Source organism: Mesorhizobium sp. L2C066B000 (assembly GCF_000502335.1).
In the GTDB taxonomy this organism is placed as follows: domain Bacteria; phylum Pseudomonadota; class Alphaproteobacteria; order Rhizobiales; family Rhizobiaceae; genus Mesorhizobium.
Genome location: NZ_AYWZ01000004.1, coordinates 288,328 through 313,211, shown reverse-complemented (window position 1 = coordinate 313,211; position 24,884 = coordinate 288,328). Strand labels below are relative to the sequence as shown.

The following is a 24,884-nucleotide window of genomic DNA, read 5'->3' as shown; positions in this document are numbered from 1 at the left end:
TCACGCGCCAGCCAGTGCTGGAAATGCGGCACATCTCGAAGACGTTCGGGCCAGTCCGCGCCTTGCAGGACGTGTCGCTGACCGTCCATGCCGGCGAAGTCCATGCGCTGATGGGTGAAAACGGTGCTGGCAAGTCGACTTTGATGAAGGTGCTGTCCGGCGCCTATCGGCCTGATGCCGGCGGCGAGATACTGATCGACGGCGTGCCGGTCGCCACCGGCGACCCGATCAAGGCGCGGGCTCACGGCATTGCGGTTATCTATCAGGAACTGTCGCTGGCGCCCAACCTGACGGTCGCGCAGAACATCTTCCTCGGCAATGAGCCGAGGCGTTTCGGCATCGTCGACCGCGACCAATGCTACCGGCGCAGCAATGAGATCATCAAGCGTCTCGGCGTGTCCTTCTCCGCACGGGCTCAGGTTTCCAGCCTGTCGCTCGGCGAGCGTCAGCTGGTCGAAATCGCCCGCGCGCTTTCGACCAGCGCGCGCATCATCGTCATGGACGAGCCAACCACCTCGCTGACCTCGCGCGAGACCGACCGTCTCTTCGAGGTCATCGCGACGCTGAAGTCGCAAGGCATCGCCATCATCTACATCAGCCACCGCATGGAAGAGGTCTACCAGTTGGCCGACCGTGTCAGCGTGCTGCGCGACAGCGGCTATGTCGGCACACTCGAGCGTGCCGAGCTGAACGCCTCGCGCCTCGTCTCGATGATGGTTGGCCGCGACCTGTCCGCTTTTTACAGGAAGGATCATCGCCCGCCGGACAACAAGCGCGCGGTCGCCTTGTCGGTGCGCGGCATGGCGGACGGCAATCTCCTGAAGAACTGCTCCTTCGAACTGTACAAGGGCGAGGTGCTGGCTCTGGCTGGCCTTGTCGGCTCGGGCCGCACCGAACTCGCGCGACTGATCTTCGGTGCCGACAGACGCATCGCCGGCACGCTGGAACTCGACGGCAAGCCCGTAACCATCGGCTCGCCAAGCGAGGCACTGAATGCCGGCATCGCCTATCTCACCGAAGACCGCAAGGAGCTCGGCCTCTTTCTCGACATGTCGATCTCCGACAACATCAGCATGGGCGTGCTGGCCAGGGATGCGCGGCCCGGCGGCTTGCGCGATTTCAAAGCCGCCGAGAGACGTGCTGCCACTGCCGTTTCGGATCTCTCCATCCGCACCAGGTCGGTACAGGCCAATGCCGGTTCGCTGTCGGGCGGCAACCAGCAGAAAGTGTTGCTTGCCCGCCTGCTCGAGACCGAGCCGCAAGTGGTCATCCTGGATGAACCGACGCGCGGCGTCGATGTCGGAGCGAAGTCGGAAATCTACCGGCTGATCGACAATCTCGCCAAAAAGGGCATCGCCATCCTGATGATCTCCAGCGAACTGCCGGAGGTGATCGGCGTTGCCGACCGCGTGCTGGTAATGCGCGACGGCACGATTGCCGGCGAGGTTACGGCGTCCAAAGACCAGCCGCTGCGCCAGGAAGCAATCATGGAACTTGCAACGGGAGCGGCCAAGGGATGACCAACAAGGCGACCGAGATCAGTGGCCAGGTTGTCGGCAGGAGCCGGCGGTTGCGCACCGCCTTCGCCGCCCTTGGTATGCTGCCGATCCTGATCCTGCTGGCGGTCGGCTTTCAGTTGATGAACGCGCGCTTCTTCACCCAGACCAATTTGCTGATCGTCATGCAGCAATCGTCGATCAACATCGTGCTGGCAGCGGGCATGACCTTCGTCATCCTGACCGGCGGGATCGACCTGTCCGTTGGCTCGATACTTGCCGCCTCGGCGATGGTGGCGGTGATGGTGTCGCTGGTGCCTGATTGGGGACTGCTGGGCGTGCCGGCGGCCATTCTCGTCGGCCTCGGCTTCGGCGTCATCAACGGGCTGCTGATCGCCTATATCAGACTGCCGCCCTTCATCGTCACGCTGGGGTCGCTGACCGCTGTGCGCGGCGTCGCCCGCCTGCTCGGCCAGGACACCACGGTGTTCAACTCGGACCTGCCGTTCGACTTCATCGGCAACGGTACGCTGTTCGGCGTTCCCTGGCTGGTCATCATCGCCTTGTCGGTCGTGGTGCTGTCCTGGCTGGTGCTCAAGCGCACCGTGCTCGGCACCTGGATCTATGCCGTCGGCGGCAATGCCGAAGCGGCGCGGCTGACCGGCATCAAGGTGCCGCTGGTGCTGCTCTTTGTCTATGGCGTTTCCGGCCTGCTGGCCGGCCTTGGCGGCGCCATGTCAGCGGCCCGGCTTTATGCGGCCAACGGGCTGCAACTCGGCCAGTCCTACGAGTTGGATGCCATCGCCGCGGTCATTCTCGGCGGCACCAGCTTCGTCGGCGGCGTCGGCTCGATCTGGGGCACGCTGATCGGCGGCCTGATCATAGCGGTGCTCTCCAATGGGCTTATCTTGGCCGGTGTCTCGGACATCTGGCAGTACATCATCAAGGGATTGGTCATCATCGTGGCAGTCGCCCTCGACCGCTACAGGCTCCAGGCAGGAGCGAGAACGTGATTGACCTTGGTCGCCGGCGTAAACGACCGGTTTGTGTAACGCACCGTGAGAGGCGCGGGGCAATTGGAGGAAAGCAATGAAGACCATCGCTAAACTGCTCTGCGGCGTCGCACTCGCGGCTGCCGCCATCGCGCCCGCATCGGCCAAGGACCTCAACAAGGTCGGCATCTCGGTCGGCCTGCTCGGCAACCCCTTCTTCGTCGCCACCATCAAGGGCATCGAGGACGCGGCCAAGAAGATCAACCCGAAGGTCGAGGTGACGTCAGTGTCGGCCGACTACGACCTCAACAAGCAGGTCTCTCAGGTCGATTCCTTCATCGCCGCCGGCGTCGACGTCATCATGCTCAATGCGGTCGATGCCAAGGCGATCGGCCCGGCGGTGAAGAAGGCGCAAGCAGCGGGCATCGTCGTTGCCGCCTTCGACGTTTCGGCGCCAGGCGCCGACGTCACCGTCATGACCAACAACGTCAAGGCCGGCGAAGAGGCCTGCCAGTATCTGGTCGACCACACCGGCGGCAAGGGCGACTACGTTATCCTCAACGGCCCGGCGTCGTCGTCGATCCTGGAGCGGGTGAAGGGCTGCAAGGACGTCCTTGCAAAACACCCCGACATCAAGATCCTCTCCGACGACCAGAATGCCGAAGGCTCGCGCGACGGCGGCCTGAAGGTCTTCCAGTCGCTGCTCACCCGCTTCGACAAGATCGATGCGGTGTTTGCCATCAACGATCCGACGGCGATCGGCGCCCAGCTTGCGGCCAAGCAGCTCAATCGCTCGGAGTTCATCTTCACCGCAGTGGATGGCGCTCCCGATATCGAGAAGGAACTCGCTTCCGGCACCTCGTTGATCAAGGCCTCGGCTTCGCAGGATCCCTACGTGATGGCTGGCCAGTCGCTGACGATGGCGGCTGAGCTGCTTGCCGGCAAGAAGCCGGCGGAGCCGACCGTGCTGCTCGACCCGAAGCTGATCACGGCCGAGAACCTGAAAGACTACAAGGGCTGGACCGCAGCCCGCTAAGCCTCCCAAGGCCGATGCGGCCGGGGCAACCCGGCCGCATCTCAATTCCAGAAACGGGAGACGATCATGTCGCGCATCGGGATTCATTCCTTCGTCTGGTCGGCGAGTTCGGCGCAAGGCGACCTCGAACGCACGCTGGCCAACACCAGAGAGGCCGGCTTCGACCTGATCGAGTTCTCCTATCTTGACCCGGCCAATGTCGACGTTGGCGGGCTGGCCAGGCGCATCGCCGACCTCAAGCTTGGCGTCGCGATCAGCATCGGCCTGCCGGCCGACGGCGACATTTCGAGTGCCGACAAGGCGGTTGCCGCGCGCGGCGTCAAGATCCTCAACGAGACGATCGCGCTCACCCGCGATCTCGGCGGCCAGAAGATTGGCGGCATCCTCAGTACCAGCCACGGCTTGCAGACGCAGGCGCCGACGCGCGATCAGTGGAACCGCAGCGCGGGGACACTTGCGAAGGTTGCGGAGACGGCCAAGTCCGCCGGTGTCACGCTCAATCTGGAGATCGTCAATCGCTTCGAAAGCAATCTGCTCAACACCGCTTCACAAGGCCTGGCCTTCATCGCGGACACCGACTCCGACAACATCTTCCTGCATCTCGATACCTTCCACATGAACATCGAGGAGGCCGATGTCGGACTGGCTATCCGCCATGCCGCTGACAAGATCGGTTATGTCCATATCGGCGAGAGCCATCGCGGTTTCCTCGGCACCGGCAATATCGACTTTGCCGCCATCTTCGATGCGCTAACCGCAATCGGCTATAGGGACGACCTCAGCTTTGAATCCTTCTCGTCGAAGATCGTCGACGAGAACCTGTCACGGAAGACCGCGATCTGGCGCAATCTGTGGGCCGACAATATGGAACTGGCCCGGCATGCGCGCGCCTTCATCGCAATCGGGTTGGAGACGGCGCAGCGCAAGGCAGAGCTTGTCGCATCGAGACATCGTCCTTAGCAGGAGCGCACTGCCAAAGCGCCAATGTTGTCGTTCATCCGGCCCGCGCCTTACGTGCAAGGAATCGACGTCGGAGGCGCTGAGTGTGGCGGAGGCAGTCGAGCGGGGTGACGCTGACGAGAGGTTTCTGATTTTGGCCACGAAACGCAATAACATCAACATTTTCATACGCCCTCCGGGGCCATCCAATCTCCATACTGGACGGGGATGACGTTTGACACAGCGCGGCGGAAAGAAGCAGGATAGCTGATAGAGTCGACATCGCATGATGATGTCACTATATAGCGGCGGCTTCGACCGCGTAGCTGTGGCGGTGTACCACGAAGCAGCAGAAAATGTGTTACGCGTTGTGATCCCTATTGTGATACAAATCGGCCGTCGACAGCAGGAAAAGATCGTAAGAACAATAGCATAGAGCCGAAGCCGATCCCGGCCAACGTACCACTCTATCAAACAATCAGAACGTGCTCATTGAACCCTTCCCTTCATTCGGCTCTTCGGACCTCCGACAAGATCAACTTGCCGGGCGAAGCCGACTCGGTTCGAATGGCAGCATGCATCCTTTACCGGGTGCGGACGTTTACGGTTACCAACCGGCATAGCCGCCAGGGAAAAGCAGTATGAGTGAACATGCGATCGAGTTCTTGCGCGGATGGATCGGTGAAAAGGTCCACTGCCAGCACTCGCCGGTAAAGATCGAGAAGCAGGCCGAGACCCTCGCCAAGGAGTGCGCGGCCAAGGCCGCTGAGGTCGGCATTCCGCTGGAAGATATCCAGGAAGAAGTCGGCGACATCCAGGAACTGATCGCATCGCGGCTCGAAGAGGCGGCCGAGGCCGACCAGAGCAACGCGGCCAAGCCGTGACGCAACAGGCCTGGCGCCGCCAGGCCTTGTCCTCTATCCAAATCGATCTTTCAGCCAGGCCTTCGGCAGCGCCGGCACGAAATTGCCGTCGCGTCCGCTCATATCCTCATTGGCGACCATTGCATTGAGGATCGCCTCCTCTACGCCTTGCGCCACCGCATCGAAGAACGGATCGATATCGACGTCCGGGATGTAAGCGGCGTTTGCGGTTCGTCCCGACGGTGCAAGTGCTGCTTGCGGATTGGCGGTGGTGAAGGCCAGAAAAATGTCGCCCGAACTGTGGTAGCCGAAGCCGCCTGTCATGGCGATGCCGAGCGGCACGCGCTTTGCCAGCCGCTTCATCTGGTGCGGCAGAAATGGCGCATCGGTGGCGACGATGGCGATGATCGAGCCCTTTTCGGCACGCGGCGTGCCTTCGCGCATCGCCGGCTCTACCAGATCGGGCCCGACGCGGGCGCCGCGCAGTGTGAAATTGCGCCGCTTGCCGAAATTCGCCTGCACGAATACGCCGACCGTATGCCTGATACCCTGCCACTCGATGATGCGGGATGCCGTGCCCGAGCCGGCCTTGAAGCCAAAGGCAATCATGCCGGCGCCACCGCCGACACTGCCTTCCTCGATCGCTCCACCGGCGGCACCGTCGAGCGCGGCTTCGACATGTTCGAAGCCGACGTGATGACCGTTGATGTCGTTGAGGAAACCATCATAGGTCTCGGCCGCAACCGGCAGGCCCCAGCCGCTGTCGAGCGCCGCCGGCAGCACGCGTTGCATCCAACGCAGCGTGCCGTCGCGGGTGACGCCACAGGAATGCGTGTTGGTGATCGTGACGGGCAGGTTGAAGGCGCCGACTTCCTCGATAATGTGCGACCCCGTCAACTCGCCATTGCCGTTCTGGCTGAAGACACCGGCAAACACCGGCGTGGCGAGCTCAGCCAACGGCCGCGGCAGGATGGCGGTGACGCCGGTGCGCACCGGCCCCGTGCCAACTTCGAGCAGACCCTCGCCGGAAATCAGCGTCGCATAGCCGACCGATACGCCGGGCACATCGGTGATGGTGTTGAAGCCGCCCGGCGTGCCCTCGAAGGCAATGCCGAAAGCACGGGCGCGCGGCTTGCCCGCCGGCGTTTGAAGATGCGGGTCATGTCCGGTCATGCGGTCCTCTAAAAAAGCGAGCCCTGATTGCCCGGTTCTTTCGGTTTGCTGGCCGTCGGCTTTGCGGCGGGTTTGCTGGCGGGCGGCGTGGCCGCTGGTTTGGCAACGGCCTGCACCCGCTCGGCGTCGCCGGTCGCGACTGCATTTACGATGCCGTCGGCGAACTCCAGCTGCAGGCCAGCGCCCGGCGCCACATCAACTGCCAGTTTGATCACCGCGCCGTCGGCATCCTTGACCAGCGCGAAGCCGCGGGCCAGCACAGCCTTGTGCGACAGCGTTGCCATCAGCCTCTCGGATTGGACGATGCGGCCGCGCAGTCGCTCCAGCCTGAGCAGTACCGCTTGCGTGCCGCGTCTCGTCAAAGCTGTCAGAAGATCCCTCTGCACGGTTTGCCGCCGTGCCGTTGGCTCGATCGTAATGCGGCCTTGCAGCAAAGCCAGTTGCTGCCTGTGCCGTTGCAGGGATGCTTTCGCACATTTTGGCAACTGATCCGCCGCACGATTCAACTCCGCGCGCCGGGCTCTCGCCAATGCGCGCAGCGCCCCTTGGGCGCGCAAAAGGTTGCGGTCGTTGGTGCGTCGCGCCTCGGCAATCCGCCGCGACAGCGTTGCCGGAGTGAGCTTCACGGCGAAGAACCGAGCTTTCTTTCTTTCGGTGGAGACCATCAGCCCCCGGCTAAGCCGGCTGGCCGCCTCGTCCAGCCGCCGTCGCGGCAGCGCCAGCAACTGGTCGGGCGAGGGCAGTGCCCGGGCCGCCGCACGCGAGGCCTGCCGCTTGCGTTCGAAATTGCGCAAGGTGGCTGCTTTGAGACGTGCGCCAAGACTGGCTAGTGTCGCTTCGAGGTCCGCTTTCACCGGCACCGCGATCTCCGCCGCACCTGTCGGCGTGGGTGCCCGCATGTCGGCGACGAGATCGATCAAGGTCCAGTCGGTCTCGTGGCCGACGGCCGAAATCACCGGGATGCGCGAGGCGGCGACGGCGCGCGCCAGCCCTTCATCGTTGAACCCCCAGAGGTCCTCAAGGCTGCCGCCGCCGCGCGCCACGATCAGAAGGTCGGGCTGGGCAATCGCGCCATCCCAGGCCAGCGCGTTGAAGCCGTTGACGGCGGCCGTCACTTCCGCCCCCGCCGTCTCGCCCTGGACTCTTACCGGCCAGACCAGCACATGCAGCGGAAAGCGGTCCTTGATGCGGTGAATAATGTCACGGATCACCGATCCGGTCGGCGAGGTGACGACGCCGATGGTGCGCGGCATGAACGGCAGCCGCCGCTTGCGGCCGGCGTCGAACAGCCCTTCGGCCTGCAGTCGCCGCTTGCGCTCTTCCAAAAGCGCCATCAGCGCCCCGGCGCCCGCCGGCTCGAGATTGTCGATGACGATCTGGTAGTTGGATTTGCCGGGATAGGTGGTGAGTTTGCCGGTGGCGATCACCTCCATCCCCTCTTCGGGGCGGAATTTCAGCCGGCCCATCGTGCCTTTCCAGACCACCGCGTCAAGCCGCGCGCGGTCGTCCTTCAGCGTGAAATAGGCATGGCCGGAAGAGTGGGGCCCGCGATAGCCGGAAATTTCGCCGCGCACCCGCACATGGCCGAAGACATCCTCGACCGTACGCTTCAGGGCGCCGGAAATCTCGCTCACCGTGTATTCGGTGGCATTGGTTCGTGATTCGGATTCTGCGTCGCTCATCGGCCGATTGAGCGGCTGTTGTCGCTCCGCGTCAAGATTCCATAACTTGATCTTAAGCCTGTCCTGATTGACTCTGGGCCAAGGAGGACGCATGAGCGCCCGCAGACAACGCAGCCCGTTGACGTTCCAGGTCACCCTGACGGTGCTGACGCTTGCCGTTTTTGCACTGGCCATCGTTGTCGGCTTCGGCCTTTACGCCACCATGCAGGCCGACCGGGTCTCGCTCGAGCGGCAGAAGGTTTTCCTGGCCAACGGCCTGCAGGATCAGATCGCCGCGGTAAAGCGCGAGCAGGAAAGCGTCGCCGTCTGGGATGATTCCGTTATCAACGCCAAGGCCGGCAACCAGACCTGGATGGCAGAGAATCTCAGCGTCTGGATGTACTCGTATTACGGCCACAACCGGGTCTATGTGCTGGACGACGCCAACCGGCCGGTCCACGCCATGCGCGAAGGGAAGGTCGTGTCGCCTGCCGTCTTTGGCGAGGACGAACCCGCTTTGCGGCCGACAATCGCCAGGTTGCGCCAGATGGTGAGCAAGGACGCCAGCCAAGCTGGCGCAAAACTCGTTGCCGACGATCTGGTCTCGCTTGGCGGTCAGCCTGCCATACTCAGCGTCATGCCTCTGGTGCCGAGTTCGGATCGCGTCACCCAAGCATCCGGCAGCGAATATCTGCATGTCTCCATAGAGTTCATCAACGACGCGGTGATCGGCAAGATCGCGCAGAAATATCTCCTGGCGGGGGCGCATCTCCTGCCGATGGCTCAGCAGCTTGGCTCGGCTGCCATTCCGCTTATCGACAAACAGGGTGTCATCCTCGGCTATATTGCCTGGGACCAGGAACGGCCCGGCCTGACGCTGGTGGGCAAGGCCAGCCCGGCCCTGGCTCTGGCCACGCTGCTCGCGGCGAGCGTGCTGGCCTTTCTGCTCCGGCGTCTGCGCCGAGCATCATCGGCGCTGCAGACCAGCCAGGCCCAGGCGCAATATCTCGCCTTTCACGACACGCTCACCGGCCTGCCCAACCGGGCACTGTTCGAGGACAGGCTGCGGCGTGCCTTGCTTACCTCCGGCAATGAAAGCAAGGTGGCGCTGCTTTATCTCGATCTCGATCGCTTCAAGCATGTCAACGACACGCTTGGTCACCCGGCAGGCGACGAACTCGTGCGCCAGACGGCGGCCAGGCTTCAGCATACGGTTCGCGACGTGGACACGGTGGCAAGGCTGGGTGGCGACGAATTCGCGGTGATTCTGATCGATGTCCGCGACGTCAGGAACGCAGAGGATATTTCGGAGAGGGTGCTGCAGAAACTGCAGGAGCCGTTCAAGCTGATGGACGATCAGGTCTTTATCAGCGCCAGCATCGGCATAGCCTTGTCGACAGGCTCTGATGCCGATGCAGACGATCTGCTGCGCAAGGCCGACATCGCGCTCTACGAAGCCAAGAAGAACGGCCGTGGCCGCTACCAGGTCTTCGCCGGCGACATGGACGACCTTTTGCTGCGCAAGCGCAAGGTCGAGAGCGAGCTGCGCAGCGCGCTGAACGGCGGCACCGGTATCAAGCTCGCCTACCAGCCGGTCTTTGCCAGCGACGGCAAGACCATTGTCGGCGCCGAGGCGCTGATCCGCTGGGCGCATGAGGTCCATGGCGCATTGCCGGCAGCGCAGTTCATCGCCATCGCCGAGGAACGCGGCATGATCGGGCAGCTCGGCGCATGGGCCCTGCTGGAAGCCTGCCGCTTCGCCGTGAAGACCAAACTGCCGTGGCTCGCCGTCAATGTCTCGCCGCTGCAATTGCGCGACGCCGGCTTTGCCGAAGAGGTTGCCTCGATCCTCGCCGAAACGGGACTGGCGCCGAAGCGCCTGCAGCTCGAGATCACCGAAAACGTTCTCCTGGAAAACAACGACACCACCAGAGCGGCTCTGGCAGCCTTGCGCCAGTCGGGCGTCGGCATTGTGCTCGACGATTTCGGCACCGGCTATTCGTCGCTGAGCTATCTGCGCCGCCATGCCATCGACAAGCTCAAGATCGACCGCTCCTTCGTGCGGCTTCTCGACGGCGACGGCAATTCGGGCGCCATCGTCAAGGCGCTGATCGATCTCGCCGGCGCGCTCAAGGTCGAGGTCACCGCCGAGGGCGTAGAGACCGAGGTGCAAAAGGCGCTGCTGGTCGCCATGGGCTGCCAGCAGCTGCAGGGCTACCTCTTGTCGCCGCCGCTGGAGCCGGCGCAATTGGTGGCGCTGCCCGGCCTGTCGTCGGCCAACGCAACGACGGAGGCGGCAGCGTCGGCCTGATCGTTCCTACCAGCCAGGCAGGATCTGGTTCGGCTTGCTCCGCTTCATCTTGGCGAAGGCGAGCGAGGCAAAATCGAAGCTTCCCGTTTCTTCGCCGAGCGGCACGGAAATATTGTCGAGGCTTTCCGAGATGTGCCGGGCCAGCGCGTCGACGATTTCGGGCCGCGAGGTCTGGCCGCGCATGATGCCGATGCGGCAGTCGGGCAGGGCGCCAAAACCGTCGGCTTCGCCCAGCACCCGCATGCCGGGCCGCAGCGCGCATTCCGGTAGCACCGAGATCGCCAGCCCCGACAGCACCGCGGCGGTGATGACGGTGGCCGAGAAGCTGGTGAACAGGATTCGATAGTCGCGGCTTTGCCGGTCGAGCACATCGACGGCGGCGCGCCGCCAGATGCAGTTCGGCCGGCCGAAGGCCATCGGCAGCACTTCCTGTTCGTGCGTGGCATGGTTGGCCGAGGTCACCCATAGCAGCGGCTCGCGCCGCACCACTTCCGACTGGCCGCGCGTGTCGTTGTGCGTCACCAGCGCAAGATCGAGATTGCCGCGCTTGATATGCTCGACCAAGCCTGGTGTCGGCTCGCAGATGACGGTCAGCTCGACGCGTGGGTTGGAGCGCGTGAAGCGTGCCATGATTTCGGGCAGGAACCGGTCGGCATAGTCGTCGGGGGTGCCGATGCGGATGGTGCCTTCGAGCCGCTGGTCATCGAAGGCGGCCAGCGTTTCGCGGTTGAGATAGAGCAGGCGGCGCGCGTAGGAGAGCAGCTTGTCGCCTTCCTCGGTCAGCCTGTTGGTGCGGCCGTCCTTTTCGAACAGCGGCTTGCCGATCCGCTCTTCCAGCCGGCGCATCTGCATCGACACCGCCGATTGCGTGCGCAGCACTTCCTCGGCCGCGCGGGTAAAGCTGCCGGTATCGGCAATCGAGATGAAGGTCTGCAACTGGTCGAGATCGAGTGGCGCTTTCATCGGTCCAATCCATCACTAGCGTTGATGCTAAAGATTAGAAACATTCGTTGGATTAATCAATCGGTGCGTGGCAAATTCACATTGTCCACATGAAAGCATGTGAATCGAGACCGGAACGGCCGCTGTCCCCAGCGCCGATCGCCTGGTCTTGTCCAGTTCGAGTCTGAAGGAGACCGACATGACCACGTTTGATTTCGCCACCGAGACCTCGCGCATCACCTCGCGTCCGGCCGTTGCGACGCGCGTGGCCAACACCCTTCTCAATGCCTACCAGGCCTGGAAAAATCGCCGGGCCTTCTATCGCCTCGGCGAGATGTCGGACGCCGAACTCGCCGATATCGGCCTGACGCGCGCGGACCTCCATGTCGCCATCGATGTGCCGTTCGGCGCCGATCCGACCGTGAAGCTGCGTGCGATTGCGAGCGATCGTGCCGATACGATCGAAGATCTCGCCCGCCAGATAGCGTGATATCGGGCGCATTGTTTCGGTTGCCGTGAACCTTTCTCAGGCTCGCCGCGACCAACGAGTATAGCAGGCTCCCCACTCCCTGCCGGTTCCCCGCCGGCCAGCCTGCACACTGGCCCGGTCCTCCTCCAGGACCGGGCTTTTTCTTTTAAAGCTCCGTCGTCATCGTGCGGTCTGCGCCGCGTCGCTTCGTTCCTTGCTCCGAAGCCGCGAAGGTCAGCGCCCAACTACCGCCAACTACCGCCGGTCCATGTCCCGCTTGAACTGGTCGAAGATCGTTTCCACGCCCTTCTGATAGTCGTCGCGCTGCTGGGCGCCGGTCTCGAACATCTTGCCGAAAATATCGTCGAACGGATTGCGTGGCCTGCCGCTCGGATTGGCCTGCGGTTGCGGCGCCTGGCGCTCCTGCGGTGCCTGTCGCGGCTGGGGTGCTTGCGGCTGCTGCGGCGCCGGCTGCCCACCGGGCAGGCCGAAGCCGCCACCACCGCCTTGCCGCATCATCTCTTCAAAAATCTTGCCCAGCGGGTTGTCGCCGTAAGGGCTCTGCGTCTGTTGCGGCTGTGTTGGTTGCTGCGGCCGGCCCGGCGGTTGCTGTGCCGCGCCACCGCCGAACATGTCCTGCAGCACTTTGCCGAGCGGATTGTCGCCATAGGGGTTGGGCGCCTGTTGCGGCTGGCTTTGCGGCTGTTGGGCGCCGCCGCCGAACATGTCCTGCAGCACTTTGCCCAGCGGGTTCTCACCGTAAGGATTGGGTGCTGGCTGCGGCGCAGGCTGTGCCCCGCCGCCCGCCTGCCGCATCATCTGTTCGATGATCTCGCCGAGCGGATTGCTGCCGCCGCCGAAGCCACCGGCGGCCTGCATCTGACCCCCGGTCAACTGGTTTGTCGTCTGCTTGAACAATCCGCCCATCACCATCGAAGCGATGGCCGGCAGCATCTGCTGCAGGATCTGCTGGCTGACGCCGGTCGCCTGCGCGGCCTGGCTGGCCACCGCGCGCGACAGCTCCTTCGAGCCGAACAGATGACCCAGAATGCCATTGCCCTCATTGACGCCTTGCGGTGAGAAAGCCCTGGTCGCGTCCTCGAAATATTTCGCGTGCTGGCCGCTCGCCATCGCCGTCATGAAGGCGCCTAGCCCATAGGGATCGGCGGTGTTGCGTTGCAACCCTTGCGAGAAGGCCGGCAGCAGAGCGGCGACAGCCGCCTGCGTCTGCTGCATGGAAAGCCCGTACTGCTGGGCAAGCGCCTGCATGCCGTTGCCGTTCTGCGCCTGCGCCAATATGTCGAACAAGGTAGGCATCGGTTTCTCCTCCCGGAAATCCTCCAGGGAGAACCTAGTTCGTTTCGATGTTCGATTGAAGCGGCTTTTGCCGCTGCTCAAGGCGCGACGCTAATACGCATATTCCATAAACACCGGCTCGATCGAGCCGCCCCAGCGCGTGTGGTAGGCCGACAGCATTTCCTCGGCACTGGTGGTACCGCGCGCCACGACTTCGTCCAGCGTGTTGAGGAACGAGGTCTCGTCATAGCCGTCGCGGTTCTTCCTGCCGCGATTTTTCAGCCCAAGGCGCGAAATGGTCATTACATCGCGGCCGATCTCACGCAGCGTCGTGTTGCGGAACGGCGCGGAAATGCCTTGTTCCGGCACCGCATTGCGCATCGCCAGCGTTTCTTCATACGTCCAGCTCGAAGTCAGCGCCTCGGCGGCGTCGAGCGCGGCCTCGTCATAGAGCAGCCCGACCCAGAAGGCCGGCAGCGCGCAGATGCGGCGCCACGGCCCGCCATCGGCGCCGCGCATTTCGAGGAAGCGCTTCAGCCTGACGTCAGGGAACAGCGTTGACAGATGGTTCGCCCAGTCGCCCATGGTCGGCAGTCCGTCCGGTACTTCATTGCGGGCAACGCCGGCCATGAACTGGCGGAAGGTGATGTGCGTCATGTCGTGATAGTGGCCGTCGCGGATGACGAAATACATCGGCACGTCGAGCGCCCATTCGACATAGTCGGCAAAGCCGAACTCGGGCGAGAAGCAGAATTCGAGCAGGCCCGAGCGTTGGTTGTCGGTGTCGCGCCAGATGTCGCCGCGCCAGCTCTGCAGCCCGTTCGGCCGGCTGTCGGTGAAGGGCGAGTTGGCAAACAGCGCCGTCGACAGTGGCTGCAGCTTCAGCGACACCTGCATCTTGCGGCGCATGTCGGCTTCGCTTTCGAAGTCGAGGTTCACCTGGATGGTGCAGGTGCGATACATCATGTCGAGACCCTTGGTGCCGACCTTCGGCATGTAGCGGGTCATGATTTCGTAGCGCGATTTCGGCATTTTCGGCGTCTCGGCGAGCGACCATTTCGGACTGCCGCCGAGGCCGAGAAAGCGGATGCCCATCGGCTCGGCGATCTCGCGTACCTGCGCCAGATGCGCATTGCCCTCGCGGCAGGTCTGGTGGATCGTTTCCAGCGGCGCGCCCGACAGCTCGAACTGGCCGCCCGGCTCCAGCGAGATCGCGCCCTGTCCGGTCGGCTCGACCAGGCCGATGATGCGGCCGTCATCGATGATCGGGTCCCAGCCGAGCTTTTGCTGCATGCCTTCGAGGATGGCGCGGATGCCGCGCTCGCCGCCATAGGGCACCGGCGCGTTCCCGTCGACATAGAAGGGGAACTTCTCGTGCTCGGTCCCGATGCGCCACTTGTCGCGCGGCTTGTTGCCTTCGGCCAGATGCTCGACCAGTTCGTCGATGTCTTCGATTGGCCGGAAATCGGTTGTGTCGCGCGCCATGGGGCCCCCTCTGCGGCTCTCGGAGCCCGCCGGCGCTAAATGGACGAAATGTCAGCAGCCGATCAAGCGAAAAATCCTGAGCCACAGGTCAACAGGAATTGATCTTTACGCCTCTTACCAGTCTCCGACCGTCGCCTGCATCACCGCAAGCGCCGCTACAGCTGCTGTGTCAGCGCGCAGGATGCGCGGTCCGAGCGGGATGGCAGTGACGAAGGGGAGCGCCCGCAGCATCTTGCGTTCGTCATCGGAAAAGCCGCCTTCCGGCCCGACCAGCAGCGCCAGCTTCCTCTCCGGCACCGCCTGCAATGCCGGCAGCGGGTTGTTGGTCGAGGCATCCTCGTCGCAGAAGATAAGCCGGCGTTCCTTGTCCCAGCCGGAGAGCAGGCGCTCGAATTTCTCGGCCTCGCGCACTTCCGGCACCGCCAGTATGCCGCATTGCTCGGCCGCCTCGACGACATTCGCGCGCAGCCGGTCGATGGAGGGTTTTGCCACTTGCGTGTGCTGGGTGATCACCGGCTGCAGGATGCCGGCGCCCATCTCCACCGCCTTCTGCACGAGATAGTCGAGCCGGCCCTGTTTCAGCGGCGCGAAACAATAGACGAGATCGGGCAGCGGCGGTTGCGGCCGCTGCGAGGCCAGCACCTTCAGCCGCACCGCCCTTTTCGACCTGGTGGCAATCGCCGCCGACCACTCGCCGTCGCGGCCGTTGAAGACCAGGATCTCGGCGCCTTCGCCGAGCCGCAGCACATGCGTGAGATAATGGCTCTGCTGCTGGCCGGCATCGAATTCGATGCCTGCCGCGAGGTCGTCCGGCACGAACAGCCGCTGCATCTTGTAATTGGCGCGCATCGCCGAGGAATGGGCGAGGCGGTGCCTGGCGTCAAGTCTCGGCGGAACGATGCCACACCGGTTCAAAACCGTGCCGCAGCACCGAAACGGTCGTGGCCGGTGTGAGCAGGCGCAGCGACCGGCCGGCAAGGCTGTCGAAGGCCGCCGCATCGCCATAGCCTGCGAACGACCAGGGCAGCGCGTTGCCGCCGCGCAGCGCATAGGCCGAGCCGCCATCCGCGATCATCGCTCCGTCCGGCAATTCGGCAAGCTCTCCCATGGTGACATCAGGTGGCTTGCCGCCCGAAGCCAGCCGCTCCTTGTGCAGCCGCTTGTCCACCATTGGCGCGCGCGGTTCGTTTACACCGAAGACTTTGCCGAAACGCCCGACAAAATCCGTGGCTCGCTCACGCCGGCAATAGAAACAGGGACGGTGCCCGGCGGCCAGCGCCGTCACCTCGTCGAGGAAGAACAACTCGGTCCAGCCGGCCCTGCCGCCCGGCCGATTCCTGCCCATCGGCTCGCGCCGCGCATTGCGGAATTGGCAGACGCAGATGATCCAGGCCGGCAAGGCCCAACGCTTTTTCAGCAGCGTCTTGGTCTCAGGATCGTGGATGATGCCGCGATTGCCGGTGAACAGGCCGCGCTCGGATATGGCATGGATGGCGCCGAACGGATCGACCCGGTTCTGCAGTGGCATAGCTCTCTCCCGAATACGCATCTTGGCTGCAATACGGCGACATGATATCGCTCGTCGCGTCATTTCATGTCAGCAGGGTTTTGCGATGCGGGTGCTGGTGGTCCAGAACTACGACAACACCGGCCTTGGCCAGGTTGGTGCCGCGCTCGCCGAAGCCGGCGCCGATCTCGACCTGCGCCGGCCCTACAAGGGCGATGCGCTGCCGGACGACGCGACCGGACACGATGCCATGGTGATGCTTGGCGGCGGTCAGAATGCGCTGGCCGACGATGACTACCCGTATTTCCCGGCGCTGCTCGAACTGACCCGCGATTTCGCCGCCAAGGATCGCTCGGTTCTCGGTATCTGCCTGGGCAGCCAGTTGGTTGCCCGCACTTTCGGCGGTGAGAACCAGATCGGCGCCGCCTCGGAATTCGGCTGGCACAAGGTATCGCTGACGCCGGACGCCAGAACCGATCCGGTGCTTGGCGCACTTCCCCAGGATTTCCCCATCTTCGAATGGCACGACGACACTTTCGCGCTGCCGTCAAATGCGGTGCGGCTTGCCGGCAGCGAAATTGCTGAGAACCAGGCGTTCCGTATCGGCCGCGCCGTCTACGGCTTCCAGTTCCATTTCGAGGCCGACCGGCCGATGGTGAGGGACTGGAGCACGTCCTTCGCGCCGCTGATTGCCGATCGCCATCCCGACTGGCACGATCGCCTCGACAGCGAAATGGCTCTCAACGGCCCCGAGGCTGATGCCGCGGGCTTGGCCATTGCCCGCGCCTGGGTGGCGACGATCTGAACCCAGCCAACGCGCGGCCGTTGCATAATTGGCACGCGGCGGGGAATCTGCCGGGGACAACTTCTTTCGTCCTTGGTTTGTGGCCGAACGCTATCCTACAAGGCGCGCGCTATGCATCGGCAATGCAACCGCGATGAACCTTCTGTGTGATCCGCGCGACACACCGCCGATACAGAATCGACCTACAAGCGCGAAATCGTCGAAACTTTGAGACGAATTCTCGGTTTCAACCCATTGGTAACCGCCTCGTGCCCAGATGCAGGAAGCTCAACTAGAGATGACGTCCGTGAAAGCAGCGCTTCTGTCCTTTGTCATGCTGTCTGCCATCGTTTTGTGCGGTCTCGGCATTTATTCCGCCGATGCGGCCAACAACCATCAGGCCGTCGACGGCTACGGCGTCACCGCCGCGCTTCGCTAAAACGCTTTTCCCTGCACAGTCAGGATACGCTTGTCCGCGCCGTCCACGGCGAGCGCGCTGAGCATGCCTGACTGCCAGGCGAGCGTGTCGACATTGACGCGGTTCGGCATCACCTCCGCCTCCGGCACCGGTGTGTGGCCGTGCACGATCACCTTCGGGTAAAGCCCTGGATGGTTGTGGAAGACGTCGCGGATCCAGACCAGATCCTGCGGGCTCTGGCTCTCCAGCGGCACGTCAGGCCTGACGCCAGCATGGCAGAAGAAGAAATCACCTGATATCAGTGACAATTGCAGCGACCGCAGGAAGTCGACATGGGCTTGCGGTACAGCATTGACCAGTGCCTGGTGTCCCCGCCGTAACGCCTCGGCCTTGCCGAACCAGCTTGCGTGTCCCGCTAGGTCGACGCCATAGGATTGTGCCGTCTGCACGCCGCCATAGCGGATGAACAGCCCTTCCGGGTCAGGCTCGTCGAGAAAATCGACGAAGCCGATATCGTGGTTGCCGGCGAGCATCAGATGCCGTGGATCGCGTTTCTGTGCCTCGATCAGGAAGTCTATGACGCCCTTGGACTCTGGTCCGCGGTCGACATAGTCGCCGAGGTGGATGACGCGCCAATCGCTGGTCGGCTTGTATTCGAGTTCGCTCTCGATGCGGCGATGCATGGCGGCGAGCAGATCGAGCCGGCCATGCACGTCGCCGATCGCATAGAGGCGCATGCCATCGGGCGCGCGCGCGTCGAGGTAGTGGATGCCGGTCTCGATCAAGGCGGCTTCGTCTCCGTGATCCAGCGAGGCTAGGGTCTAATCGGTGAACAAGACCCTATCGCCGCAACTGGTCCTTGCCCATCTCGGTCACCAGCCGTTTGCCGCACAGTGCCAGCGTGATGTCCATCTCCTTGCGGATGATGTCCAGCGCCAGGGTCACGCCTTGCTTGCCCATGGCGCCCAACCCGTACAGGAACGGGCGGCCGATATAGGTGCCCTTGGCGCCGAGGCAAAGCGCCTTCAGCACGTCCTGGCCCGAGCGGATGCCGCCGTCCATATGCACCTCGATCCTGTCGCCGACGGCATCGGCGATCTCCTCCAGCGCCATGATTGACGACGATGCGCCGTCGAGCTGGCGCCCGCCATGGTTGGAAACGATGATGGCGTCGGCGCCGGTCTCGACCGCCATCAGCGCGTCCTCTTTGTCGAGAATACCTTTCAGGATCAGCTTGCCGCCCCAGCGCTCCTTGATCCAGGCGACGTCCTTCCACGACAGGTGCGGGTCGAACTGCTCCGTAGTCCACGATGCCAGCGAAGCGACGTCGCCGACGCCCTTGGCATGGCCGACAATGTTTCGGAAGGTGCGGCGCTTGGTGCCGGCAATGCCCATCAGCCAGCGTGGCCGCATGGCGATGTTGGCAATGTTGGCCAGCGTCATCTTGGGCGGCGCCGACAGCCCGTTGCGGACATCCTTGTGGCGCTGCCCCAGGATCTGCAGGTCGAGCGTCAACACCAGCGCCGAGCATTTTGCAGCCTTCGCCCTGTCGATCAGGTCGAGCACGAAATCCTTGTCGCGAAGCACGTAGAGCTGGAACCAGAACGGCTTCTTGGTCACCGACGCGACATCCTCGATCGAGCAGATGCTCATCGTCGACAGCGTGAACGGCACGCCGAATTCCTCTGCCGCCTGCGCGGCCAGCATCTCGCCATCGGCATGCTGCATGCCGGTCATTCCAGTTGGGGCAAGCGCCACCGGCATCGCCACTTTCTCGCCGATCATGGTCGATTCCAGCGAGCGGTTGCTCATGTCGACCAGCACGCGCTGACGGAATTTTATCTTCTGGAAGTCCTCCTCGTTGGCGCGGTAGGTGCTTTCGGTCCAGGCGCCGGAATCGGCATAGTCGAAGAACATCTTCGGCACCCGCCGGCGCGCCAGGTCCTTGAGATCGGCAATGGTGAGGATGTCGCTCATGGTGGTTCCTCGTTAGCCAGTCGTCTTGAAGCCGTCGCCGGCGTCGGAGCGCTGCTTGAGCCTGAGCCGCGACACGCGCTGCCAGTCGCCGCTGCGTTCGGCCTCGAGCATCGAGCGCTCGACATAGGAGATATGGTCCATCGCCGCCTGGCGGGCTGCTGAGGGATCGCCGGCCTTCACGGCTTTGTAGATCGCGCCGTGCTGGGCCAGCAGCGCCTCGCGCGCTCCGGGCACGCTGAACACCAGAAGCCGGTTCTGGAACACGCCTTCAGACAGCAGCCGGTAGCAGGAGCGCAGCGTGTGCAAGAGGATGATGTTGTGCGCGCATTCGCACACAGCATGGTGGAACTCGACGTCGATTTCCGCCTCGTCGTCGAAATCGCCGGTGCGGTGCGCCTCGTCCATGCGCGCCACGATGCGGTCGAGCAGCGCAATGTCGTCCGCTGTCGCGCGCCGCGCCGCATATTCGGCCGCAACACCTTCGATCTCGCGGCGGTATTCCAGATAGTCGGTCACCGCCTTGCGGTGCATCGAGATGAGGTCGGTCACCGGCTTGGTGAACAACTGGCCGATGACGTCGGCGACATGGGTGCCGCCGCCGGCCTTGGTGATCAGCAGCCCGCGCCCTTCCAGCGCCTTCAGCGCATCGCGCAGGATCGGCCGCGACACGTCGAACTGGCGCGCCAGCTCGCGCTCGCCCGGCAGCCGGTCGCCGGTGCGCAGCACGCCTTCAAGGATCAGGCTTTCGATCAGCTGCACCACCTCGTCGGCGGTGCGCGAATGCTCGATCCTGGAGAAAATATCGCTCAACGGGGGCCTGGGAAATTGAACCGGTGTCGCGCAAGATAAAGCCAGCCTCGCCAACTGGTCAAATTATTTATCCAATTCGCCCAATCGGGTCGGTCTGCGCGTCGCGCCGGCAGGACCTACGATGCTAGACTTTGGTGTTTACGCGCCTCATGGATTGCCTTTAGAGGACGCCATCACACGAAGGGTCGAGAACAGGGGGACCACCGTGTCGGACGAGACGTCCAACCTCGAATTCCAGCCGCGCGCCCAGGGCAGCGTGATGGGCTTTCCCGCGCATGAGGGACGGCCCGGCGCGATCGGCGAGGTCCATGCCCGGCCGCATCCGCTGATCGAGAAGCCGCGCGTGCTTGTGCAACTCGCCTTCATGACCGAGGGCGGCTCCGGCGTCGACATGGCCGTGCTCTCCGAACTGTCGCGGCGCCTCGGCATCGCGGCGCCCGACCGTCATGCCCGCCACCACGCCATGAAGTGGGGCAAGGGTACGCTGCGCTGGGAGCGGCATACGGAATTCTCGACCTATCTTTGGGAAGGGCCGCTTGCCGAAAGCGGCAGGGCGCAGGAGGATTCTCCTTTCGGCAACGGGTTCTCGCCGCCGGGAACGGTGATCTCAGGCATAAGGCTGGAGATCCGCAAATGGACGCCGGCAAGCGAGAAGCTGATTGCGGCCTTCGACCCGACGAGCCTCTGCTATTCGCTGGTCGAGCGCGGCAATGCGGCCATCGTCACCGATTTCCGCCAGGACGGCGACGGCCTGACCCGCATCCTGGTGCTTGATCGCGGCCTGACGCCGGCGCGGACCGGCGCGCTGTCGCAGCGGCTGATCGACGTCGAGACCTACCGCACGCTTGCCATGCTCGGCCTGCCGCTGGCGCTGACCCTGTCGAGCCGCGCCCGCCGCATCGAAGACCGGCTGGCGCAGACCACGCTGGAAATGAAGGTCACTGAAACCCGCGACAGCCAGACGCTGCTCGCCGACCTGACCGAGCTTGCCGCCGAGCTGGAAGCCGATGCCGCCTCCAGCCTCTATCGCTTCGGTGCCAGCCGCGCCTATGACGGCATCGTCCTCGAGCGGCTGGAGGCGCTGGAGGAAGAGGCGGTGCCCGGCTACGACACCTGGCGTGGCTTCCTCCAGCGCCGGGTTGCACCCGCCATGCGCACATGCCGGTCGGTCGAGGAGCGCCAGGCCAACCTGTCGCGCAAACTAACCCGCGCCACCACGCTGCTGCGCACCTGGGTCGATGTCGAGGTCGAGAAGCAGAACCGCGATCTGCTGGCGTCGATGAACAACCGCGCCCGGCTGCAACTGCGGCTGCAGCAGACGGTGGAAGGCCTGTCGGTGGCGGCAGTGTCCTACTATGTCGTCGGCCTGATCTCCTATCTCGCCAAGGGCGCCTCGATCTTCGGCCATGCCTTTGCACCGGAAGTCGTCACGGCCGTCGCGGTGCCGGTCGCCATCCTGCTGGTCTGGTGGGGCGTGCGGCGAGTCAGGCGGATGCACTCCGAGCCGGCGAAACATCCGGGGGAGTAGGAGCGCACTTTACCCTCCCCCTTGTGGGGAGGGTCGATCCGCATAGCGGATCGGGGTGAGGGTGCTCGTAAAGAGCTTCGTCGCGCGGACCCCCACCCCGCTCACTGCGTTCGCGACCCTCCCCACAAGGGGGAGGGTGAATAGCGGCAGATTGCCGCTGCGGAAGGCTGGCAGTACGCTCTTTGCCCGACGCGGTGTTTGCAACATCCAGATGTAACTGGTAAAAGATTTTTACCAGCCAAGCGGAGAACGCCGCCGATGTCCGGCCTTGTCATGCCCAAGCCAGACGACGCCACTATGCGAAGGCGGGCGGAGATCGTCGCGGACATGCGCATCATCGTGCCGGGCGAGGGCGTCGTCGACGCCACCAATGAGATGCGCGCCTTCGAAAGCGACGGCCTCACCGCCTACCGGCAATTGCCGCTGGTCGTGGTGCTGCCGGAAACGGTGGCGCAGGTGTCGCGCATCTTGAAATACTGCAACGACCGCAACATCCGTGTCGTGCCGCGCGGCTCCGGAACCTCGTTGTCGGGCGGCGCGCTGCCGCTCGAGGATGCCGTGCTGCTGGTCATGAGCCGCTTCAACCGCATTCTGGCCATCGACTATCCCGACCGCATCGTCGTCGCTCAGCCAGGCGTTACCAATCTTGGCATCACCATTGCCGTCGAGCAGGAGGGCTTTTACTACGCCCCTGACCCATCCTCCCAGATCGCGTGCTCGATCGGCGGCAATGTCGCGGAAAATTCCGGCGGCGTGCACTGCCTGAAATACGGCCTGACCGCCAACAATGTGCTNGATGGTGCTGATGAACGGCGAGGTGGTGCGGCTTGGCGGCAATCATCTGGACTCGGAAGGCTATGATCTCCTCGGCGTCATGACGGGGTCCGAAGGCCTGCTCGGCGTCGTCACCGAGGTCACGGTACGCATCCTGAAGAAGCCGGAGACGGCGCGCGCTCTGCTGATCGGCTTTCCGACCAGCGAGCAGGGCGGCCAATGCGTCGCCGACATCATCGGCGCCGGCATTATCCCTGGCGGCATGGAGATGATGGACCGGCCGGCGATCCATGCCGCGGAAGATTTCGTCCACGCCGGCTATCCCCTTGATGTCGAGGCGCTGCTGATCGTCGAACTCGACGGGCCGGGCGTCGAGGTCGATCACCTGATCGGTCTCGTCGAAGCGATCGCCTACAGGAACGGCTCCACCACCTGCCGCATCTCGCAATCCGAACAGGAGCGGCTGAGTTTCTGGGCCGGCCGCAAGGCGGCCTTCCCGGCGGTCGGCCGCATCTCACCCGACTATTACTGCATGGATGGCACCATCCCGCGCAAGGAATTGCCGCGTGTGCTCGCCGGCATGCGCGAACTGTCGGAGAAATACGGCCTTGGCGTCGCCAATGTCTTCCACGCCGGCGACGGCAATCTGCATCCGCTGATCCTCTACGACGCCAACGTGCCGGGCGAACTCGACAAGGCGGAAAGTTTTGGCGCCGACATCTTGCGGCTCTGCGTCAAGGTCGGCGGCGTCTTGACCGGCGAGCACGGCGTCGGCGTCGAGAAGCGCGACTTGATGCCTGAAATGTTCAACCAGATCGACCTCGATCAGCAAATGCGCGTCAAATGCGCCTTCGACCCCAATCATCTGCTCAACCCGGGAAAAGTGTTCCCGCAACTGCGCCGCTGCGCGGAGCTTGGACGCATGCATGTGCATCGCGGGCAGGTCGCGTTTCCGGATATTCCGAGGTTTTGATGGGGGCGGAATGTCTCACGTCGGCGATCCTTCGCGCCCCCCTCTGTCCTGCCGGACATCTCCCCCACAAGGGGGGAGATCACCAGTCATCTCTGCCTTCGCCAATCTTCGACGTTGCTAGAGAGGCGCGGTCGCCAAAGCTGCTAATCTCCCCCCAAGTGGGGGAGATGTCCGGCAGGACAGAGGGGGGCACGAAGGAACTCGACGTCTCTGCACTCGCAATCGGCGCGTCGCCATGACCACCTTCACTCCCACCTCGTCCACCGAAGTCCTCTCCACCGTCCAATGGGCGGCTGCGGAGGAATCGCCGCTGGAGACCATCGGCCACGGCTCCAAGCGCGGCATCGGTCGGCCATCGCAAACCGAGCACACGCTCGATCTCTCAAAACTCACCGGCGTCACGCTCTACGAGCCGGCCGAACTGGTGCTGTCGGCGAAGGCCGGCACACCGCTTTCCGATATAGAAAGCCTGCTCGCCGAAAACGGCCAGCAACTTGCTTTCGAGCCGATGGACTACGGCCCATTGTTCGGCGGCATCAAGGGAAGAGGCACGATCGGCGGTGTGCTTGCCGCGAACCTGTCCGGCCCGCGCCGGCTGAAGGCGGGCGCCGCGCGCGACCATATTCTGGGCATCAATGCGGTTGCCGGACGCGGCGAGGCTTTCAAGTCCGGCGGCCGCGTCGTCAAGAATGTCACCGGCTACGATCTGTCGAAGCTGATGGCCAACAGCTGGGGCACGCTGGCCGTGTTCACCGATGTCACCTTCAAGGTGCTGCCGGCGGCCGAGATCGAGGTGACGCTTGCCGTGCGCGGCTTGCTCGACGATGCGGCGGCTGCCGCCATGGCGCTGGCGCTAGGCTCCAGCGCCGAAGTGTCGAGCGCCGCCCATCTGCCCGAGCGCACCGCCGCGCGCGTTGCCGGCGGCAGTCTCGGGGCCGACGCCGCAACGCTGCTGCGCGTCGAAGGCTTCGGCCCTTCGGTCGCCTACCGCATCGAGGCACTGAAAACCCTGCTCAAAAATGCGGGCCCGCTGCAGGAGATTGCAGGCGAGGCCTCGCATTCCCTCTGGCGTGACATAAGGGACTGCACGCCATTCGCCGACCGTAGCGAAAAGCCGGTCTGGCGCGTCTCCATGGCGCCGTCTCAGGCCCATCAGATGGTGCTGACGCTGCGCATGCAGATCGGTGTCAGCGCCTTCTACGACTGGCAGGGCGGGCTGGTCTGGCTGCGCATGGAGGAGGGCGATCCCGAGGCCGCCCTGCTGCGCGGGCTGATCAGAAAGCTTGGCGGCGGCCACGCCACGCTGGTGCGCGCCACCCCTTCGCATCGCGCCGCCGTTCCGGTGTTCGAGCCGCAGGCACCGCATATGGCCGCACTGTCGGCACGGCTCAAGGCCGAGTTCGATCCCAAGTCCATCCTCAATCCCGGCCGCATGGCCCAAGGCTAAGAT

General features: G+C 63.9%; 21 protein-coding genes and 1 pseudogene. 12 read left to right on the top strand and 10 right to left on the bottom strand.

Annotation, left to right across the window (positions count from 1 at the left end; translation table 11 throughout):
• The first annotated feature begins 23 nt into the window (after positions 1 to 23).
• The 5 genes from X733_RS152415 to X733_RS152435 all read left to right on the top strand — a co-directional run bounded on the left by X733_RS152415 (position 24) and on the right by X733_RS152435 (position 5,347).
• Positions 24 to 1,520 carry a sugar ABC transporter ATP-binding protein gene (locus X733_RS152415; RefSeq protein WP_050588083.1) on the top strand — a complete coding sequence of 499 codons (1,497 nt, stop codon included), beginning with the start codon at positions 24 to 26 and terminating at the stop codon, positions 1,518 to 1,520.
• The gene (locus X733_RS152420) at positions 1,517 to 2,509 is read left to right on the top strand and encodes a ribose ABC transporter permease (protein WP_023818663.1); all 993 of its coding nucleotides are present in this window, start codon (positions 1,517 to 1,519) and stop codon (positions 2,507 to 2,509) included. The genes X733_RS152415 and X733_RS152420 overlap by 4 nt, the downstream gene beginning before the upstream one ends.
• A 76-nt stretch (positions 2,510 to 2,585) precedes the next feature.
• Positions 2,586 to 3,524 (top strand): ABC transporter substrate-binding protein, encoded by a 939-nt coding sequence (locus X733_RS152425; protein ID WP_023753907.1) that lies wholly within the window; start codon positions 2,586 to 2,588, stop codon positions 3,522 to 3,524.
• 66 nt (positions 3,525 to 3,590) lie between these two features.
• Positions 3,591 to 4,484: a sugar phosphate isomerase/epimerase gene (locus tag X733_RS152430; protein WP_023818662.1), complete on the top strand. Its 894-nt coding sequence runs from the start codon at positions 3,591 to 3,593 to the stop codon at positions 4,482 to 4,484.
• A gap of 620 nt (positions 4,485 to 5,104) precedes the next feature.
• Positions 5,105 to 5,347: a DUF768 domain-containing protein gene (locus X733_RS152435; RefSeq protein ID WP_023670565.1), complete on the top strand. Its 243-nt coding sequence runs from the start codon at positions 5,105 to 5,107 to the stop codon at positions 5,345 to 5,347.
• A 33-nt stretch (positions 5,348 to 5,380) separates the two neighbouring features.
• On the opposite strand, the gene X733_RS152440 is transcribed toward X733_RS152435, so the two are convergent.
• Together X733_RS152440 and xseA are read right to left on the bottom strand one after the other, a co-directional pair.
• Positions 5,381 to 6,499, bottom strand: a complete 1,119-nt coding sequence (locus tag X733_RS152440) for a P1 family peptidase (protein ID WP_023818661.1) — start codon at positions 6,497 to 6,499, stop codon at positions 5,381 to 5,383.
• 8 nt (positions 6,500 to 6,507) lie between these two features.
• Entirely contained in the window at positions 6,508 to 8,181 is a 1,674-nt protein-coding gene (gene xseA / locus X733_RS152445; protein ID WP_023818660.1) for an exodeoxyribonuclease VII large subunit, read from the bottom strand.
• A gap of 91 nt (positions 8,182 to 8,272) precedes the next feature.
• On the opposite strand from xseA, the gene X733_RS152450 reads away from it, so the two are divergent.
• Positions 8,273 to 10,471, top strand: coding sequence for an EAL domain-containing protein (locus tag X733_RS152450; protein ID WP_023818659.1), 2,199 nt, complete (start codon positions 8,273 to 8,275; stop codon positions 10,469 to 10,471).
• A gap of 6 nt (positions 10,472 to 10,477) precedes the next feature.
• On the opposite strand, the gene X733_RS152455 is transcribed toward X733_RS152450, so the two are convergent.
• On the bottom strand, positions 10,478 to 11,434 hold the full coding sequence (locus X733_RS152455; RefSeq protein WP_023670561.1) for a LysR substrate-binding domain-containing protein: 957 nt from the start codon (positions 11,432 to 11,434) through the stop codon (positions 10,478 to 10,480).
• Positions 11,435 to 11,612: 178 nt separating this feature from the next.
• Here X733_RS152455 and X733_RS152460 point away from each other — a divergent pair, with 178 nt between their 5' ends.
• A complete protein-coding gene (locus tag X733_RS152460; RefSeq protein ID WP_023670560.1) occupies positions 11,613 to 11,903 on the top strand; it encodes a DUF1127 domain-containing protein in 291 nt (96 codons plus the stop codon).
• Between the two features lie 234 nt (positions 11,904 to 12,137).
• Here the strand turns inward: X733_RS152460 and X733_RS152465 are convergent, their stop codons facing one another.
• From X733_RS152465 to X733_RS152480, 4 genes are all read right to left on the bottom strand, one after another.
• Positions 12,138 to 13,199, bottom strand: coding sequence for a DUF937 domain-containing protein (locus X733_RS152465; protein ID WP_023818658.1), 1,062 nt, complete (start codon positions 13,197 to 13,199; stop codon positions 12,138 to 12,140).
• A 90-nt stretch (positions 13,200 to 13,289) separates the two neighbouring features.
• Entirely contained in the window at positions 13,290 to 14,663 is a 1,374-nt protein-coding gene (locus tag X733_RS152470) for a glutamate--cysteine ligase (RefSeq protein WP_023681841.1), read from the bottom strand.
• Between the two features lie 114 nt (positions 14,664 to 14,777).
• Positions 14,778 to 15,512 carry a 16S rRNA (uracil(1498)-N(3))-methyltransferase gene (locus tag X733_RS152475; RefSeq protein ID WP_023818657.1) on the bottom strand — a complete coding sequence of 245 codons (735 nt, stop codon included), beginning with the start codon at positions 15,510 to 15,512 and terminating at the stop codon, positions 14,778 to 14,780.
• A gap of 31 nt (positions 15,513 to 15,543) precedes the next feature.
• Positions 15,544 to 16,191, bottom strand: coding sequence for a hypothetical protein (locus X733_RS152480; protein WP_023686822.1), 648 nt, complete (start codon positions 16,189 to 16,191; stop codon positions 15,544 to 15,546).
• 85 nt (positions 16,192 to 16,276) lie between these two features.
• Here X733_RS152480 and X733_RS152485 point away from each other — a divergent pair, with 85 nt between their 5' ends.
• The gene (locus X733_RS152485; protein ID WP_023751995.1) at positions 16,277 to 16,975 is read left to right on the top strand and encodes a type 1 glutamine amidotransferase; all 699 of its coding nucleotides are present in this window, start codon (positions 16,277 to 16,279) and stop codon (positions 16,973 to 16,975) included.
• Between the two features lie 277 nt (positions 16,976 to 17,252).
• Positions 17,253 to 17,393 carry a hypothetical protein gene (locus X733_RS1000000168000; protein ID WP_006206855.1) on the top strand — a complete coding sequence of 47 codons (141 nt, stop codon included), beginning with the start codon at positions 17,253 to 17,255 and terminating at the stop codon, positions 17,391 to 17,393.
• On the opposite strand, the gene X733_RS152490 is transcribed toward X733_RS1000000168000, so the two are convergent.
• The 3 genes from X733_RS152490 to X733_RS152500 are packed head-to-tail and all read right to left on the bottom strand — an operon-like array spanning position 17,390 to position 20,159.
• A complete protein-coding gene (locus tag X733_RS152490) occupies positions 17,390 to 18,157 on the bottom strand; it encodes a metallophosphoesterase family protein (protein WP_023818656.1) in 768 nt (255 codons plus the stop codon). The genes X733_RS1000000168000 and X733_RS152490 overlap by 4 nt on opposite strands.
• 55 nt (positions 18,158 to 18,212) lie before the next feature.
• Positions 18,213 to 19,349, bottom strand: coding sequence for an alpha-hydroxy acid oxidase (locus X733_RS152495; protein WP_023727716.1), 1,137 nt, complete (start codon positions 19,347 to 19,349; stop codon positions 18,213 to 18,215).
• A 12-nt stretch (positions 19,350 to 19,361) separates the two neighbouring features.
• Entirely contained in the window at positions 19,362 to 20,159 is a 798-nt protein-coding gene (locus tag X733_RS152500) for an FCD domain-containing protein (protein ID WP_023818655.1), read from the bottom strand.
• A 205-nt stretch (positions 20,160 to 20,364) separates the two neighbouring features.
• Here X733_RS152500 and X733_RS152505 point away from each other — a divergent pair, with 205 nt between their 5' ends.
• The 3 genes and pseudogenes from X733_RS152505 (at position 20,365) to X733_RS152510 (ending at position 24,881) form a co-directional block, all read left to right on the top strand.
• Positions 20,365 to 21,687 carry a DUF3422 family protein gene (locus X733_RS152505; RefSeq protein WP_023818654.1) on the top strand — a complete coding sequence of 441 codons (1,323 nt, stop codon included), beginning with the start codon at positions 20,365 to 20,367 and terminating at the stop codon, positions 21,685 to 21,687.
• A gap of 258 nt (positions 21,688 to 21,945) precedes the next feature.
• A pseudogene (locus X733_RS01000000166180) lies at positions 21,946 to 23,434 on the top strand (FAD-linked oxidase C-terminal domain-containing protein).
• A 235-nt stretch (positions 23,435 to 23,669) separates the two neighbouring features.
• Positions 23,670 to 24,881 (top strand): FAD-binding protein, encoded by a 1,212-nt coding sequence (locus X733_RS152510; protein ID WP_023818652.1) that lies wholly within the window; start codon positions 23,670 to 23,672, stop codon positions 24,879 to 24,881.
• Positions 24,882 to 24,884: the final 3 nt, after the last annotated feature.

Coding starts and splice junctions, on each gene's coding strand:
- X733_RS152415 (WP_050588083.1), top strand. CDS start 24: ATGCGGCACATCTCGAAGACGTTCGGGCCAGTCCGCGCCTTGCAGGAC.
- X733_RS152420 (WP_023818663.1), top strand. CDS start 1,517: ATGACCAACAAGGCGACCGAGATCAGTGGCCAGGTTGTCGGCAGGAGC.
- X733_RS152425 (WP_023753907.1), top strand. CDS start 2,586: ATGAAGACCATCGCTAAACTGCTCTGCGGCGTCGCACTCGCGGCTGCC.
- X733_RS152430 (WP_023818662.1), top strand. CDS start 3,591: ATGTCGCGCATCGGGATTCATTCCTTCGTCTGGTCGGCGAGTTCGGCG.
- X733_RS152435 (WP_023670565.1), top strand. CDS start 5,105: ATGAGTGAACATGCGATCGAGTTCTTGCGCGGATGGATCGGTGAAAAG.
- X733_RS152440 (WP_023818661.1), bottom strand. CDS start 6,499: ATGACCGGACATGACCCGCATCTTCAAACGCCGGCGGGCAAGCCGCGC.
- xseA (WP_023818660.1), bottom strand. CDS start 8,181: ATGAGCGACGCAGAATCCGAATCACGAACCAATGCCACCGAATACACG.
- X733_RS152450 (WP_023818659.1), top strand. CDS start 8,273: ATGAGCGCCCGCAGACAACGCAGCCCGTTGACGTTCCAGGTCACCCTG.
- X733_RS152455 (WP_023670561.1), bottom strand. CDS start 11,434: ATGAAAGCGCCACTCGATCTCGACCAGTTGCAGACCTTCATCTCGATT.
- X733_RS152460 (WP_023670560.1), top strand. CDS start 11,613: ATGACCACGTTTGATTTCGCCACCGAGACCTCGCGCATCACCTCGCGT.
- X733_RS152465 (WP_023818658.1), bottom strand. CDS start 13,199: ATGCCTACCTTGTTCGACATATTGGCGCAGGCGCAGAACGGCAACGGC.
- X733_RS152470 (WP_023681841.1), bottom strand. CDS start 14,663: ATGGCGCGCGACACAACCGATTTCCGGCCAATCGAAGACATCGACGAA.
- X733_RS152475 (WP_023818657.1), bottom strand. CDS start 15,512: ATGCGCGCCAATTACAAGATGCAGCGGCTGTTCGTGCCGGACGACCTC.
- X733_RS152480 (WP_023686822.1), bottom strand. CDS start 16,191: ATGCCACTGCAGAACCGGGTCGATCCGTTCGGCGCCATCCATGCCATA.
- X733_RS152485 (WP_023751995.1), top strand. CDS start 16,277: ATGCGGGTGCTGGTGGTCCAGAACTACGACAACACCGGCCTTGGCCAG.
- X733_RS1000000168000 (WP_006206855.1), top strand. CDS start 17,253: ATGACGTCCGTGAAAGCAGCGCTTCTGTCCTTTGTCATGCTGTCTGCC.
- X733_RS152495 (WP_023727716.1), bottom strand. CDS start 19,349: ATGAGCGACATCCTCACCATTGCCGATCTCAAGGACCTGGCGCGCCGG.
- X733_RS152510 (WP_023818652.1), top strand. CDS start 23,670: ATGACCACCTTCACTCCCACCTCGTCCACCGAAGTCCTCTCCACCGTC.